We start from the raw sequence: 15859 nt of genomic DNA on the forward strand, positions 1-15859 counted from the left end.
CCAGCACCTCGCCACGCCGGACCTCTAGGTCGAGGCCTTCCAGCGCCAGCACCGGTCCGTATCGATGTGTTACGCGCGCGAGGCTGGCCAGGGTAGGGCTATGCGCGGCTTGCATGGGTTGATGTTACGAGTCCGTGGTGAGGGTGGTTTCGCGAACGACGCAGGGATGTCGCAGCACCAAGAATGGACAGTTGGTTTAGGCTCAGAGCGACGCCCCTCGACTTGTCAGGGCCCCGCCCGAGCATCTGTTACTGGCCGCGCAAAATTGCAGAGAAGTGGCCGTCGAAAATGGCAGGGTTTTGGAGGCTGAGGGTCGGGTGGCTGAGTTGTTGGAAGCGGAGGTCCCTGGAGGCGCCAGCGGCCCTCGAAGCTCGATCCGTACAAGGAGATCATCGACACGCGTTTGGCCGAGTATCCGGAGCTGAGTGCCGTGCGGCTATTCGAGGAAGTCCAGGCGGCGGGCTATCCAGGCGGATACGGGCAGGTGAAGCGCTATGTACGCGAGGTCCGGCCGCGACCGCCGGCAGAGTGGCGCGGTCCTCTTCTTCCAGCTCATCAAACCGGCGCTACGGCCAACGCCTCGACCGTGCTGACCTCGAACAAGGGCTTCGAGGAATGGGGACAGGATCCTCGGCGACGAGGTCATGGCCGCCGCCCTGTTGGGCCGGCTGCTCCACCGGTGCCACATCGTCAACATCCGGGGTAACAGTTACCGGAAACCGCCTCAATTCGCGGGAATCGCGTTCCCCTCACAACCACCCCATCACGGCTTTTCCAGAGCCGTGAATACGCTGCGTTTCGCGGCCCTTGGAGACGAGCCACAGCCCATAATGGGATGCCGTGACGAACGCGCTCAGAAGACGTGATCCTACCGATGACCGTGCTCAGGCGGCTGGACGCGGTGCTGGAGCCTACCAAACGGGCCGTCCTCGACATGAAGGCAACGCTGGACGCCGCCGGGGTCACGAACCAAGACGCCGCGCTCCGGCAGGCGGCCGGACAGGCCTTTCACAACACCTCGCAGTTCACGCTCAGCGACCTCCGGGCGAGAGCCGGAAGGCAGCAACTCCGGGCCGACTTCGAGGACTACCTCGACGGGTTTTCGCCCAATGTACAGGACATCCTTGACAACTTCGAGTTCCGCAACCAGATCCCGCGCCTCGACAGGGCCGACGCGCTGGGTTCGCTGATCGAGAAGCTCACCTCGCCGGACATCAACCTGGGTCCCGATCCGGTGAGGGACACCGACGGCGCGGTCCGGCATCCCGGCCTCGACAACCACGGCATGGGCACGGTCTTCGAGGAACTGATCCGGCGCTTCAACGAGGAGAACAACGAGGAAGCGGGCGAGCACTTCACCCCGCGCGACGCCGTGACGCTCATGGCGAAGCTGGTGTTCCAGCCCATCGCCGACCGGATCGAGTTCGGAACCTACCTGCTCTACGACGGGGCCTGCGGGACCGGCGGCATGCTGACGGTGGCGGAGGACGAGTTGCACGGTATCGTTTATTCCAGTAAGATACACGATAACAACATCCTATCGACATCGTATAGGACCCCTCCGGACCCCTTGGGACCTAGTGACCTGAACAGATCGAAAAGCCATGTACACCACATGCATGTTCTGCAAGAAACCCCTCGCCGCGAACGAGGTGGTCGAGACCTTCCCGGTCGGCCGCAGGCTTGCCTTCGACTCGGCGAAGGGACGGCTCTGGGTGGTGTGCAGGAAGTGCGGGCGGTGGAACCTGACCCCGTTGGAGGAGCGCTGGGAGGCGGTCGAGGACTGCGAACGCCTCTTCCGCGCAACCCGCATGAGGGCGTCCACGGAGAACATCGGCATCGCGCGCCATCCGGCCGGCCTGGATCTTGTCCGAATCGGAAAGCCGCCGCGCGGGGAGTTCGCGGCCTGGCGCTACGGTGACCAGTTCGTCACGCGGAGGCAGCGTATGGGTATTGGGATGGCCGCAGGCATGGGAGGCTGGGGTGTGGTCTGGGGCCTGCAATTCGCGCCCGTTATGGCCACGTTGGGCACCGCAGCTGTCTGGCCACTGCTCGCCTGGGCCTTCCTCCGCCCGATGGCCAGGGTCCGGGTCGGTGGAGGGGCCGGCGGTGACGGCCCCGTTACTCCGGCGAGCGTGGCGAAGTTCAGGTTCCTCGATGTCCAGTCGATTCGCGTATTGCCGGACGCAGGAGAACCGGGCTTGAGCGTTGAGATCAGCAAATCGATACGCACGGTGCGGTTCGCCGGAGAGGACGCCCGGCGGGTGGCGGCCGCCCTGGTGCCGCTCCACAACAGTTGGGGCGGATCGCGCCTCACGGTCCAGCATGCGGTTGGGGAAATCGAATCCAGCGGCCACCCCGCCCGTTTCCTTGCCGATGTCGCCAAACGGGACCACGGCAACTGGAAAGGAAGGCCCGGGTATGTGAACAGAATGCCCAAGCCCACCCGCCTGGCCCTGGAAATGTCCCTTCACGAAGAACAGGAACGCCGGGCACTTGAAGGCGAACTACGGATATTGGAACAGGCGTGGAAGGAGGCGGAGGAGATTGCGGCGATCGCCGACAGCCTCCTCCTCCCCGCGCGCACCGACCGGTACGGCCAAGACGGCTGAAGCGCCAAGTACCGAACCTGCATGCTCCCCACGCGTCGCGATTTGGGGGAAGAATGGAATGGGTTCGTTGAATGTGGAAGGGGTGACTCCGTGCCGCGAGGAGCGTTGCGACGAGCGGCACGGAGTCGCGGCCTCGGCACCCCCGCCGGCGCCGGATCCGGAGGTTGCGGCGAAGGCGACGAGGCGGCGCTTCACGGCAGCGTACAAGCTGTCGGGCGGGAAGCGTGAGGCGAGGAAGGTGCGCAAGCTGGAGCGGGAGGTTGCGCGGCTGCGCGAGGAACTCCGCAAGGCACGCATCATCATCTCAGCCGAGGTTTCGGATCGCTCCTACCTCATCCTCTCGAAGTACCACACGCCCCCCTCGTCTCCTCCGGTAATCAGATCGAGGTCGCCGTCTCCGTCCAGATCCGCAAGCTCGCCGGTCACCCAACGCGGTAAGGCGTCAGGCGCCGGGAAGGGGCTCTCCACAGCATGGAATGCGCTCTCGCCGTCGACGGGATCGTTGCGGAAGTACAGGATGCCGTTTTCTTCCGAGCCGATCATCAGGTCGAGGTCGCCGTCCCCGTCCGCGTCGACGAGCTTGGGGAAGCTCCTCCGTCCGACATCGATCTCCAGGTACTCGTCCGTCACCATGACGAACAGGGGCTCCCGGGCGGAGCCTTCGTTGACGAAGTAGTTGACGGTGCCGGACGACTCGCCTACCAGAAGGTCGAGGTCGCCGTCCCCATCCAGATCGCCCAGGGTCGGCGTAGTGTTGCTCCCACGCGTGATCGCTAGGTAGGCGGAGTCCACGAGAACGAAACGGGGCTGGGTGGCCGAGCCCTCGTTCGCCAAGTAGCGGAGTTCGTTCCGCCAGGTTCCGAGGATCATGTCGAGGTCGCCGTCCCCGTCCAGGTCGCCGAAGGCGGGCGCGTTGTGGTAGGCGCCGTCGAGCGGGAACTCACCCTTCCAGACCATGAGCGGTTCGGTGGGTGAACCCTCGTTCTCGAAGAGGAAGACTCGGGCGTTTGGCAGGTCGGTCGGATCGATCTTCTGCCCGAGCAGGAGGTCGAGATCGCCGTCGGAATCGAGATCGACCAGCGCGGGCACGCTCTCGGCGCCCACATCCACCTGGCGCACGAACGCCGAAGACCATCGGACCCAATCCCCGCCATCCTCCTGGGTGAAGAGATAGAGGTTGTCGATCGTGGAGGTGTTGGCGTTGTTCGAACCTCCCAGGACACCCATGAGCAGGTCCACGTCGCCGTCCGCATCGTAGTCCCCGAAGGTCGGCGCGTTGTAGCCGCTCGTGAGGACGGGATCGTTCAGAGGGAACTGGCTCGGCTCCGAGCGGAAGCTGGGAGCCCGGCAGGAGCCTGTGTTTCTGATCAGCAGGAGTCCGGGCTCGAAGAAGTCGCCCCAGAAGAGATCGGCATCGCCGTCCGCATCGTAGTCGGCGAACGCCATGGTGTTGGCGCCGTGCAGAGTGGGACGTCCGGGCGAGCCGTCGTTCGCCGCAGGGTCGGCGACGATCTCTATGTCCTCGAAACGGTCCGTGACATGGCGGAAGGGCGCCGCGCTCGCGGCGAAAGTCGCAGTGGCTTCGTATCGGGTGACGACCCCCGTGACCCGACCGAGAAAGAGGTCGACCAGGCCGTCGCAGTCGATGTCGGTGGCGTTCGGGATGTTCTGTCGATCCGAGAAGATCGCCTCGCCGCGCACGTCGAGGAGGGTGTCGGCGAGCAGGGTAAAGCGAGCGCGACCGGCGTCGCCCTCGTTCCGGTAGAGGCGCACGTAGCTGAACGGAGACTCGGAGAGAAGATCGCGGTCGCCGTCGCCGTCTACGTCGACGAACCGGTACCACTCGCCTACGTCGAGATGATCGTACGCGCCCGGACGCAAGGTGTGTGCGGTCGTACCGTCTTCGCGGTCCTCGCGCTCGAAGAAGTGGAGGTGGCCGGTTCTTTCCTGGACGAAAAGGTCGAGATCGCCGTCGGCGTCGATGTCCACCCATTGCGGACGCGGCACGTTGAATCCGCCCAGGAAGGGGTTTTCGTAGGCTGCGCCGGTCGAGTCGAGCACGGCGAACGGCCGGATGCGCCGCACCCAGCCGTTGGCGTCGGGCTCGGGGAGCTCTTCTGCGTTGACTTGGTCAGCCGCGGTCATCGCGGGCGCCGACCGTTCGGGAAGTCCTGTTCCGTCCACGCCCGGCTTCGGAGAGGTCGAGCAGGCTGCGGCTCCAAAGGTCAGGACTGCCAGAAGTGCGGCCTGGTCGATTCCGCCACCCGGCAACCGCCCGCCGATCTTCGCCAAAGCGCCCTTGGCCACGGGTGTCTCTCTATCGAGGGTTGGAGGCGAGCCCGATTCCCGCTGCGTAGAAGGGTACCTCGATCATCTTGACTATCCCCCCGGTCGCGAGATCGACCACCGATACCGACCCCATCCGGGTCTCGGAAGCGTCATTCGAGCCGGCAGGGTAATGGCCGGACTCGTTCCGGTTCGCCAGGTAGAGGTACTTCCCGTCGGGAGAGATCGCGCTGCCGTGCGGTTGGGCCAGACGGGCGTCGGCCCTGCGGTGGACCTCCCAATCCGAGGTTTCCACCCGTACGACCTCGTTGCCGCCGAGATTGCCGAACCACACCGAGCTTCCGTCGGCGGAGTAGCTGGGGTGCCAAGGTCTTGAGCCGACATCGACCTCCCGCGTCAGTTCGGGCCCATCGGGATTGGAGAGATCGAAGACAAGCAGCTTGCCCGTCATCTCCGCCGTTCCGACCAGGGTCCGGCCATCCGGTGAGACGGCAAACTGCACGAGAACGTGAGGGTGCGGAGCATCGAGTCGGACGAGTTCGGCCTCCCCGCTCTCGGCGTGCAGAGCGACCACGGTGTTCTCGGCCAGGCTGCCCACGTAGACCCATTCGCCGTCGGCGGAGAGCTCGAGCGCATGCGGACGAGGAATGAAGACGTCGAATTCTTCGATCTCCATCGAGCTGCGGTCGAGCCGTCCGATCCGTTGGGGCGGGTTCACCGCCGCCATGGAACGCCCCACGAAGAGCCAGTCTTCGTTCGGGTGGATCGCCAGCAGCCCGGGCCTCTCGAACTCGACGCTCGCGACGAGCTCGTTGGCGCGGTCGAACTTGAGCACCGTGTTCGCCCCGATCAGCGAGACGTACCAGTGGGAGCCGTCGGGCTCCACCGCGATATCGTGGGGCTTGGCGTTGGCGCCGTAACCGAGAGCGGTGAGATCGATTATCTCGGCGACCTCGTGGATCGAGATGTCGATTACCGACACCGCAGCCGCCTCCTGGTTGGCGACGTAGAGGAACGGGCCGTCCTGGGACGCCGCTTCCTCCGCGCCCGCCTGCAGGGCGACGGCGAACGAGAGAGAGACCGCGAGCGCCGGCGCTCGCACTAGGTGATCGGCTTGCGGTAGCGGACCATGAAGAGTCCCTGCTGGCCGCTGGTCACGAGGATCGTGCCGCTCCTGAAGTACGGGTAGTTGCTCCAGGAACCGGACATCGCCGTGCCGTCTTCGTAAGGCACCGTGTCGAGATACCCGACCTCTTCGGGGTTTTCGGGATCGCTGATGTCCAAAATACGCAGCCCGTTGGAATAGTTCGACTGGTAGAGAAGGTCGCCGACCGTATACATGTTGTGGTCGATCGCCTCCGTCTCGCCGAAGTATTCGCCGACGAGCACGGGGTCGTCGAGGTCTTCGAGATCCCAGATCAGCGTGCGCGTGCCGGGGAAGGCGTTGCCGGCGTTGAGCTGAGCCAGCTCGTCGAGCTCGTCGCCCAGATAGAAGTAGCGATGGTCGTCGGTCAGCCAGCCCTGGTGGGCGTAGGCGACGTTGGGGTATTCGGCCGACGCGATCTTCACCGGGTTCGACTTGTCGGTGACGTCGGCGATCGAGATGGCGGTCTCGTTGGAGCCGAGGCAGATCTCACGACCGGAGTAGTCCGGGTCCGGACCGTTGTAGACCACGCACTGGGCGTCGTGGGAGGTTCCGGTGCCCGACCGTCCGGTGCCTTCGTCGGCGAAGCAGCCCGCGAAGGTAGGATTCTTCGGGTCGCGGATGTCGATCATGTGCAGCCCGCCGCCGCAGGTGATCCCGCCTTGGCGGCCACCCACCGTGTAAGCGAACCCGGTGGCTTCGTTGATGACGATGTTGTGCGCCGAGGCGATCTCGGTGTAATGGGCGTCGGGCTCAAAATCGACCGGCTCGTTCACGTCGCGCAGACGAGTTAGGTCGAAGACCTGCATCCCGTGCGGCCCTGCCCCGTCGGATACGATGAAGGCGTGGTTCTCGTAGACCTTTATGTCGCGCCAGACGCTCGGGTTGGCGCCCGCGGGGATCTTGATGCGCCCCAGGTAACGGGGGGCCTCGGGGTTGGAAATATCCACGAAGGAGGCCTGATCGGTGAGCCCGACAAGAGCGTACTCGTCGCCGTTCTCGGGATCGGTCCAGCCCCAGACGTCGTTCACGTTGATGCCGCGGTCGGCTCCCAGATCCCTGACCGGCACGAAGGAGATGACGTCGACGTCGGCGCACCCGAAGGCCGCGGAGCTTCCCTCTTCGCAAGGAACGGTACCGTTGACGGCTTCGTAGTTCGCCACCTCAATGAAGAGCTCGGACTCCTCGACCCAGCCGCCCTCGTTCATCGCGAGTATGTGGACCACGCCCTGGCCGTTGTCGCGCCCGGGCGAGGTGATGGCCGCGACGCCGCCCTCCACGGCGATGTCCCCCCCGAAGGCCGCGCCGTCCACCGGGTTCTCGGACGAGAGGATGCCTACGAAGCTGCGACCACCGTCTTCGGTCGCGGCATACCGGAGAATCTGACCCGAACCGGCGGGCCCGCCGGAGAGGCCGCCGATCCAGATCTCGTCACCCACCGGAACGACCGTGGGACCGCTCAGGCCGGATCGCATCGATCCGAAGACCAGGGGAGCGCCGTAGGCGAAGCGCGGCTGCCATCCGCCCGTCTCGGCATTGTGAACGAATTCGTAGACCGAAGGAGATCCGCCGGCGGTGCCTCCCGCCTGTGCGGACACGAAGAGGTGCGGGCCGTCCGGCCCCATGGCCGTGGCGAGCCCCGCACCGAAGGCGGTGTTGCGCATACCGCCGATCGCGCTGAGAGGGTCGCCCACCTGGGTCCATCCCGTTCCGGTTTCGGAGAAGAAGTAGACCGAGCCCGGTCCCCGTTCGTATGCGCCCTCATCGTCCGTCTCGCCATCGCCGAAGGGGGCGCCGACCGCGAGCATCTCGCCGACAAAGGCCGCCGAAGCGCCGAATCTGGCGTCGGACGCGTCCGCAGGCGGCTCGAGGGTTCCTGTTTCCACCCAGCCTTCGCTTCCTCGCGAAAGGAGGCGGGTGGGGCCCGGAGGTACGCGCTCATATGCCATGGTGCCTATGAGCACGGCCCGATCGTCGCTGATGGCGCCGGAATAGACCGGGTTTTCGGAGTCGAAGGAGGCGACCTCCATCCATTCACCGTTCATGCGCTCGAAGACGTAGGTGGCCGCGCTGGCGCCCACCAGCATCCGGTCGCCTTTAACGGTCATCCAGGACCCGAAGCCCATGCCGGGCTCGCCGTCCGAGGGCTCGATCCTGCCGGTCTCGGTCCAGCCGTCGGCTCCTGCGGTGAAGATGTGGACCGCGCCGGTGGCGATCGGGCCTCCTTCCGAGGCGATGAGCACCTCGCCCGAGTGCGCGGCGACGGCGTATCCGCCTCCGAACTGAGCGACGAGGGGAGAGGTTGGAAGTGAGAGGGCGAGTACGAGACTCGCGAGGCGTGCTACCGTGTGCATAGTTCTTCCGTTGCGTTTGCTGTTGGCGGTAGAGAGCCCGAACGAGAGGGGCCGCTCGGGTGGCTGGAGCCCGCTCGGGTCGGGACCGGGTTGCCGGCGTTCCGTGAAGGGACCGACCGGCCGTGAGTGCTTACCGGATAAGATTCCACGGGTTCCCAAGTTACGGTGTGGACACCCGGGAGGGCGTCAGCGTTGCGCGCAACCTGCATTCCGGAAGCGAAGGACCCCCGAGCGACCGGCCAGCTCGATCCGCTCCGCGTTAGCGCAGTAGTTCAGCGCGTACCGCTTGAGCAGGAGTGAATGGTCCAGCACCTCGCGCTCCTCCGGGAGATGGTCGAGCAGGGTGCGCGTCGCCAGCACGATCAGTTTCGCCCGCGCCCTCGAAGCCATCACGTTGAAGCGGTTGAGATTGAAGAGAAAGTCCTCCTCGCCTCGGATCAGCCCCAGGTCGCCTACTCCGAAGGAGGCGATGACGATGTCCCTCTGCTGACCCTGAAATCTCTCGGTGGTATCGACCGCGCCCCTGATGAGACGGGCGTCGGGAGCGGTGCGCCCGAAGAGCTTGAACAAGCGTCCGGTTATCTCGCTGATCTGGGCTCGGTGGGGGGCGACGACGCCCACGGCTCTCTTCCAGAAGGTCTCCTCGTCATGCGGAGCGTCGAAGTCACGCGGGCCGGCGGACAGGCCAGGCGGCGTATGGCGCGGGGAGCCGGCATTCGCGTCCGCAGGCGCGCGGCGGCCCCGTTCGTTGATGAGCCTCCGGCCCAGACGACCTCGGAGCAGTCGGAGCAACCCTGCCACCACGTCGGCTTCGAAGGGATTGGACTGGCCCGAGAAGGGGTCGTCGTACACGAAGGCGACCGCCGGTGCCTCAGGTAGCAGGAAGCGCTCGAGCACCGGCGAGCGCAGCAGGTCCGTCGGTTCTTCGCCGCCGTCCGATCCCCCGGCGGGGGCGGGACCGGGGAGGAGGTTGATCCTGAGGTCCGGGCTGTTCGACACCAGCTTGCCGTAGCCCGCGCCCCGGGTGAATTCGACGAGGGTGCGATTGGCCCGGTAGTTGGTTTCCAGCGGTTGGGTTGGCACACCCCGGTGATCCTTCAGATAGGAGTACACCGAGCCTACCCTGCTTTCCAGCTCCCGCGGCGGGCTGGTCTGCTGGATCGGCGGGAGCTGGAGGTCGTCGCCTCCCAGTACGAAGGTGCAGCCCGTGCGTCCCTTGCTGACGCAGAGTGTGGAAAGGGCCGTGCCCAGTTGGGAGGTCTCGTCGAGAACCACGAGGTCGAACCACTCGCGCACGACTCCTTTGTCGTGGTACGACCACCTGCCCGCGGCCAGGGCGTTCAGACGCATGGGGACGGAAGCCACGATGTGAATGCCGCGATCGCCGCGCAGGTCGTCGACCAGGTTGCGGAGCCGGTCGAAGCTGCCCGACCGATGCACGACCGCATCCTCGATGTCGAATGCGGCCAACCGGTTCGGGAGCCGAGAGCTCCCCGCGCTCCGCAGGCGATGAAGGGCGACTGTCCGGCCCGGTTCGGCCGGTGAGTTCATCCTCTCAAGAGCCCGCACCTGCTTCGCCGTTCCCTCGAGCAGCGTGTCGGTCGCGCTGTAGGTGAACCCGCTGAGCAGAACGCGGAGCCCCCTCCCCTCGGATCGAGCCCCTTCGGCCGCCGCCGCGGCAATACTGCTGAGGACGGTCGTCTTCCCGGTGCCAGGCGGGCCCCAGATGATGCTGAGACGATGGCTGAGGGCGTGGCGCCAGGCCTTCTCCTGCGAGGGATCAAGAACGATTCCGGCTCGGCGCAGCCTCTCCAGCTCCGCTCCGCCCGCCGTTCGCTTGCGCTGTGCAGCAAGACGTTCGGCCTGCCAGAGGAACTCGGACGCTGGGGACTCGGGAGTCCTCACCCGCCCGCGCCGCCCGCGCCCGTCGTCGGGCGCCGAGTCCGGCCAACCGATCTGCCGCAAGGTATCGTGGATGTACCTCACCGAAACGTCGAACGGGTAGGGATCCAAGGTCACCGCCCCGCCGAAGTCGAGCCGGGCCGCGGTCTCCAGTTCCCTTACCCGGTTGACCAGGCCGGGCTTGAGCGCGATCAGTCGGTGCTCGCGATCGATCTCTTCGATCGAATAACCAGCGAGCCCGGCTTCGCCGACCGTACTTCCTCTCACCCAGCCCGGAATGTCGAGCGAGGGATGGTCCGCACCCAGGGCGTCGACCCGCCAGTTGAGGAGTTCGGGGTGACTGTCGGGCACGAGGGCGTATCCGGGTTCGCCGGGTTTGGCTCGAAATCCGAGCGACGACTCCGCCATTTCGTAGACTGCCATCGACCCGTCCTCGACCACCGCCCTATCTTCGGTGGCCGATGCGCCGGAGGATTCCGCCAGGCGGGCGAGCGCTCGGTGTCGGTCTCCGCCTTCCAGCCGCCTGAGCAGCCTCGCCGAGTGCAGACGCGCCTCTCTTTCCGTGATCGACATGGCGCGGATGTCACGTCCTTCGAGGTCCTGGGCGGCCACGTTCAGCTTGGCGTATTCCAGCCAGTGGCGGCTCGGCGACGGAAGGTCGTCGCGGGGCGAGCTCGCCCGAACCAGGGGCGGAGCCGCAGACCGGTCCGGACGGGCTCTCAGGTCGATCTCCAGACGTCCGACCACATGCGCGAGAGCGGTGAGCTTGGTCCGGAGCGCCCGTCCGATGTCCTCCCGCGGTTTCTTCCTGCGTGTCGCGTCGCCGGTGCCCCACAGCTCCCAGAGTCGCTCGCCGGGAAGCAGATCGGTGAAGACCTCCCGGTAGCGTCGCTCCCCGTCTCGCCACGGAAGCTTCACCGCGTCCACCTTGGTGGGCCTGTAGCGACGCGCCAGATCGATCAAGCCGTAATGGTAGGGGAGGGGCGCGGCGACGGTCCGGGCCACCACGGAGTTGACGACGGTCAGCGGTCCGCTCCATGCCGGGTCCTGGGGATTGGCCAGCCGGTCCTTTTGAGGAACCAGCAGCCACGAGAGTTCGCCGAACCCGATACCGTCCTCGACCGCCTCGAAGTGGCGGGTGACGACCCTTACGAGCTGCTCGCGCTGCGCCGCGTTCCAGAGGTAGATCTGGAACGTGCTCCTGAGCTCGGGACGCGGTCCGTCCTGCTCCCGCACCTCGGAGACAATGGCGTTCACGGCGCGAAGGAAGCCGAGCAAGGCGTTCCGCTCGGATCGGACGGTGCGTTCCTCCGCAAGGAACACGTCGGTGAAGCCGTCCCCGTCCGTGCCGTCGTCGCTCCAGCTCTTGCGGCGACGAGGCGATCCGGAGCGGCCATGCGGCTCCACCCAGAGAGCCCTGAGTCCGAAGGCTGCCGTGGAGCGCGTGACCAGGTCGTACTCCAGGAAGAGGGCGATGCGAAGATCCGGCAGCTTGGGCATGGTGGCCGAGGTTCCGGCCGCGTCCACGAGTCCGACCTCGCCCGTCCGGAGGGCCTTCGCCCGGGAGGTGAAGAGGTGGCGAAGCGCGCGCAACGAGTGGCTGGCCTCGAAGACGGGGTCGCCCGGAGATGCCTCCGAGAGCGCGGTGACGGTCGGGTACTTCCTGCCCAGAAGGTCGACGCCGGCCCGGGGCATGCCGGCCACCAGGCTGAGGCTTTCGGCGGTCAGTCCCTCGTTCCAGCAAAGCCGTTCGGCGGCGGCCTCGGACCCCGGATGCGTATCCGGATGACCGAGGAATTCGCAGTGTCTGCACGAGGCGCAGACGTGCCGGCGCAGCTCGTCCCATCTTCTCGCGAGGACACCGGGCAGATCTTCCCTGAAGAAACGGCGCAGCCGAATCGCGAATACCTCGAACGGCGCCACTTCGATCTCCATTTCCACCGCGGCCGTCAGTCGCGCCGGATCCAGCGGCACGGGACCTCGCGCCACCAGGTCGCTCAGCTCGCTCCCTTTTTCGGAGAGCGACCAGATGCCGGGGGCGGCGGACACCGCATAGGTTTCGCCCCAGTTCCGGCCGTCGGGGCCCTGGTGGTGCGCCAGCCAGCACGAGAGCGCGACGGAGTAGATGGTGAGCTCGGCCCAGTGATGCGAGCCCGGCTCGGCGCTCATCTTGTAGTCGATGACCCGGAGCCGGAGGCGTCCGTCGTCGGAGATGGGTCGCACCGTTCCGTCGGGCGAAACCTCCTCGAGGAGGGCTTCGCGGCGCCCGGCGCCCGCCTTGGCGATCTCCTCCGCGGTCGCGGCGGGCAGCACCTGGATAAGGTCGGGGACGAGGTCGCTCAGCTCGACCGGATCGCCGAAACGGTCTTTCCGTCCGGCCAGGCCGAGGTTATTCAGGAAGTCGCCGTCATGGACCCCTATGAACGGCTCGATCACGAACTGACCCGGTCGGAGGTCGGCAATGACTTCCGTCAGGCCGAACTGGGCGACCGAACCCTCCGCGGCGGTGCGGGTCGCCGCCTCCAGGACCCCGCCTGCGCCGGCCGCCCGTCTGAGTTCCTCTTCTCTTTCCGACTGCCATCCGATGCCGGCCTGTTTCACTGCGGAGAGGCCGATGTCGGGAAGGGACTCGGGCATTCCGTGCCGTTCGCGTTCGTCGGCATCGTAGAGTCTGAGCCCCAACTGACGCTCGCAGCCGGTCCGCATGTACATCGACACCACCGACTTGCTCAACTTCGGCATGGCGGCCTCCGGGTCGGCGGCGGCCGGCGGTTTGGAGGACGCTTCCGGCCCCGCCGGTCCCGGCGTCGTGTCCCGGTGTCAGGTGATCGGCTTCCGATACCTCACCATGAAGAGGCCCTCCCGTCCGCTGGTGACGATGACGGTCCCGCTCCGGAAGTAGGGATAATTGCTCCACGATCCGGTCATCGCCACGCCGTCGTCGTACGGAACGGTGTCGATGTAGCCGACCTCTCTCGGGTTCTCGCGGTCGCTGATGTCGAGGACCCGCAGCCCGCTCGTGTAGTTCGACTGGTAGAGCAGGTCGCCTACCACGTACATGTTGTGGTCGGTGGAGGCGGTCTCGCCGAAGTGCTCGCCCACGAAGACGGGATCGTCGAGATCCGTCACATCCCACACGAGCGTGCGCGTGCCGGGGAAGGGCGTGCCCGCCCTGGTCTGGCTGCCTTCGTCGCCCTCGTCGCCGAGGTAGAAGTAGCGATGGTCGTCGGTGATCCAACCCTGGTGAGCGTAGGCCACGTTCGGATAGCTCGCCTGCGCGATCGGCGTCGGGTTCGCCTTGTCGGTCACGTCGGCGATCGAGATGGCGGTCTCGTTCGCGCCGAAGCAGATCTCCTTGCCGGCATGAGCCTCGTCCGGTCCTGCGTAAGTGATGCACATGGCGTCGTGCGAGTATCCGGTGCCGCGGCGTCCGGTACCCTCGTGGCCGAAGCAGCCTGCGAAGGTGGGCGTCTTCGGCTCGCGAATGTCGATCATATGCAGCCCGCCGCCGCAGGTCTCGCCGCCGCCCGAACTCCCGACCGAGTATGCGAACCCGGAGGACTCGTTGATGACGATGTTGTGCGCCGATGCGATCTCGGTGTAGTGGAAGTCGGGCGCGAAATCCGCGGGCTCCGCTCCCACGTCCCGCAGGCGGGTGAGGTCGAAGACCTGCATTCCGTGCCGCCCCGCTCCGTCGGATACGATGAAGGCGTGGTTCTCGTAGACCTTGATGTCCCGCCAGGCGCTGCTGTTGGCCCCTTCGGGCATGAGCAGTCTTCCCAGGTAGCGAGGCGCTTCCGCGTCGGTGATGTCGACGAAGGAGGTCGCGTTGGAGAGCCCCACCAGCGCGTACTCCCGCTCGTTCTCCGGGTCGGTCCAGCCCCACACGTCGTTGGCTCTGATGCCCCGGTCGCCCCCCATCTCCCGAATCGGCACGAAGGAGAGGATTTCGATCTCCGAGCAGCCGAAGGCGTCGACCTGACCTTCCTCGCATGCGGTCGCGCCGTTGATGGCGGTGTAGTTGGGAGCTTCGATCCAGAGCTCGCCGGTTTCGGTCCAGTCGTCGCCGGTGCGTTCGAAGACGTGGAAGACACCCGCGCGATTGTAGCGACCGGGGGCATCGACCACGGCGACCCCACCTTCGGCGGTGATCGCCGCTCCGAACCCTCCGCCCCGCTCGAACGTGTTCGCCGTTAGGGTTCCCATCAGGGCCCGCGCACCGTCGTCGCCATCCGCCCGGAAACGGAGAACCTGGCCCTCGCGCATCGAACCCGCGTAGATGCCGCCGATCCAGAGCTCGGCGCCGGCCATCGCGACGACTGGCGACGCCCTGCTCCGCCCGCGCATGCTCATCATGGGCGAGGCGTAACGATAGACATGCGTCCACTCGCCGGCCTCTTCGTCGAGCACGTATTCGTCGACGGAAGGGACGTCGCGGTTGCTGCCCCCAGTCGTGACGAAGAGGTGTTCGCCGTCCGCCGTGGAAACGGCCTCCAGGCTGACGCCGAACGCCGACGCTCGATCCGAGCTCGGCCGCAGCGGTACGCCGGTGAGCGTCCAACCGTCGGCGGAGCTGGCGTAGAAGTAGACCGCTCCCGGGCCGGGAGCGTAGTCCTCTCCTGTCACGCCGCCCGCGAAGGGAGCGCCGACCGCGATCGTCTCGCCCATGATCCGTACGGAAGCGCCGAACGACTCCGTTCCCACATCCTCGGGGGCCTCGATCGACCCTGCGGGCATCCATCCACTGTCGCCGCGGCGAAGAACCCGCATCGGACCGCTGTCCACGATGAAGTTGGAGTTCGCCCGGAGCGCGATCAAGTCACCGGAGATGTCTCCACCGTATACCGGCTCGTCCAGAAGCTCGCTGTATACCTCCAGCCAGTCCTCGCCGGATCGCTCGAAGACGTGGATGGACCTCTGAGCCCCCACTACCATCGAGTTCCCCGAGACCGCCAGCCACGAACCGAAACCCATGCCGGGTTCCTCGTTCTCGGGCGTGACCCGAGCCACCTCGTTCCAGCCGCTCCCGTCGTTCTCGAAGATGTGGACGGCGCCGGCGGTGATGGGGCCGCCGTCCCCGCCCAGGTAGACGCGCCCGTCGTTCACCGCGGCCGCCGAACCGTCGAAGCCCGCGAGCCGGAACTGAGCCGAGGCCGGTGCGGGCGGCAGAGTCAGCCCGACGAGCAGGATCGCGGCGAGAATCGCTCCGATGTCGCGGTAACGGGTGAACGGACCGTCGGGGCGGGCAGGTGAGGTCAAGGCTGGCATGGGTGCTCCGGTATGGCTAGTGCGCATGAACGTGAATACAATTAAGCATAAGGTGAAATGCCTGCCCAGGGAAGAGGCCCCTGCGGTTGAAGAATAGCACCCGTCCGTCCGGGCTGTAGAACGACCCCGCGAATTCGCCCGGCCGAGGCCCGCTCTCCGCCCCGGGCGCCCTCACCAGGTTCACGGCCCGACCCTCGCGGTCCAGACCGCACGGCGTCGGCTGCGACTCAGAAGACGAAGTCGAGTCTGAGTCTGAGGCCTTGGCGAGCGGGAGCGGTGGGGGATTCGTTGCG

Annotated in this window: 6 protein-coding genes and 1 pseudogene; 2 read left to right on the forward strand and 5 right to left on the reverse strand. The window is 66.4% G+C overall.

What is annotated here, in order from left to right; genetic code table 11:
* Positions 1-874: 874 nt before the first annotated feature.
* A pseudogene (locus J4G12_10100) lies at positions 875-1489 on the forward strand (SAM-dependent DNA methyltransferase).
* A 457-nt stretch (positions 1490-1946) separates the two neighbouring features.
* A complete protein-coding gene (locus J4G12_10105) occupies positions 1947-2612 on the forward strand; it encodes a hypothetical protein (GenBank protein MCE2456143.1) in 666 nt (221 codons plus the stop codon).
* Between the two features lie 327 nt (positions 2613-2939).
* Here J4G12_10105 and J4G12_10110 read toward each other — a convergent pair whose 3' ends face one another.
* The 5 genes from J4G12_10110 to J4G12_10130 form a co-directional block, all read right to left on the reverse strand.
* A complete protein-coding gene (locus J4G12_10110; GenBank protein ID MCE2456144.1) occupies positions 2940-4919 on the reverse strand; it encodes a VCBS repeat-containing protein in 1980 nt (659 codons plus the stop codon).
* A gap of 10 nt (positions 4920-4929) precedes the next feature.
* A complete protein-coding gene (locus J4G12_10115) occupies positions 4930-6000 on the reverse strand; it encodes a YncE family protein (protein MCE2456145.1) in 1071 nt (356 codons plus the stop codon).
* Positions 6000-8396 carry a choice-of-anchor B family protein gene (locus J4G12_10120; GenBank protein MCE2456146.1) on the reverse strand — a complete coding sequence of 799 codons (2397 nt, stop codon included), beginning with the start codon at positions 8394-8396 and terminating at the stop codon, positions 6000-6002. The genes J4G12_10115 and J4G12_10120 overlap by 1 nt, the downstream gene beginning before the upstream one ends.
* Positions 8397-8582: 186 nt before the next feature.
* Positions 8583-13040 carry an AAA family ATPase gene (locus J4G12_10125; GenBank protein ID MCE2456147.1) on the reverse strand — a complete coding sequence of 1486 codons (4458 nt, stop codon included), beginning with the start codon at positions 13038-13040 and terminating at the stop codon, positions 8583-8585.
* A gap of 78 nt (positions 13041-13118) precedes the next feature.
* A complete protein-coding gene (locus J4G12_10130) occupies positions 13119-15566 on the reverse strand; it encodes a choice-of-anchor B family protein (protein ID MCE2456148.1) in 2448 nt (815 codons plus the stop codon).
* Between the last annotated feature and the right edge of the window lie 293 nt (positions 15567-15859).

Source organism: Gemmatimonadota bacterium (assembly GCA_021295815.1).
In the GTDB taxonomy this organism is placed as follows: Bacteria; Gemmatimonadota; Gemmatimonadetes; order Longimicrobiales; family Gaopeijiaceae; genus JAGWBQ01.

Coding starts and splice junctions, on each gene's coding strand:
- J4G12_10105 (MCE2456143.1), top strand. CDS start 1,947: ATGGGTATTGGGATGGCCGCAGGCATGGGAGGCTGGGGTGTGGTCTGG.
- J4G12_10120 (MCE2456146.1), bottom strand. CDS start 8,396: ATGCACACGGTAGCACGCCTCGCGAGTCTCGTACTCGCCCTCTCACTT.
- J4G12_10125 (MCE2456147.1), bottom strand. CDS start 13,040: ATGCCGAAGTTGAGCAAGTCGGTGGTGTCGATGTACATGCGGACCGGC.
- J4G12_10130 (MCE2456148.1), bottom strand. CDS start 15,566: ATGCCAGCCTTGACCTCACCTGCCCGCCCCGACGGTCCGTTCACCCGT.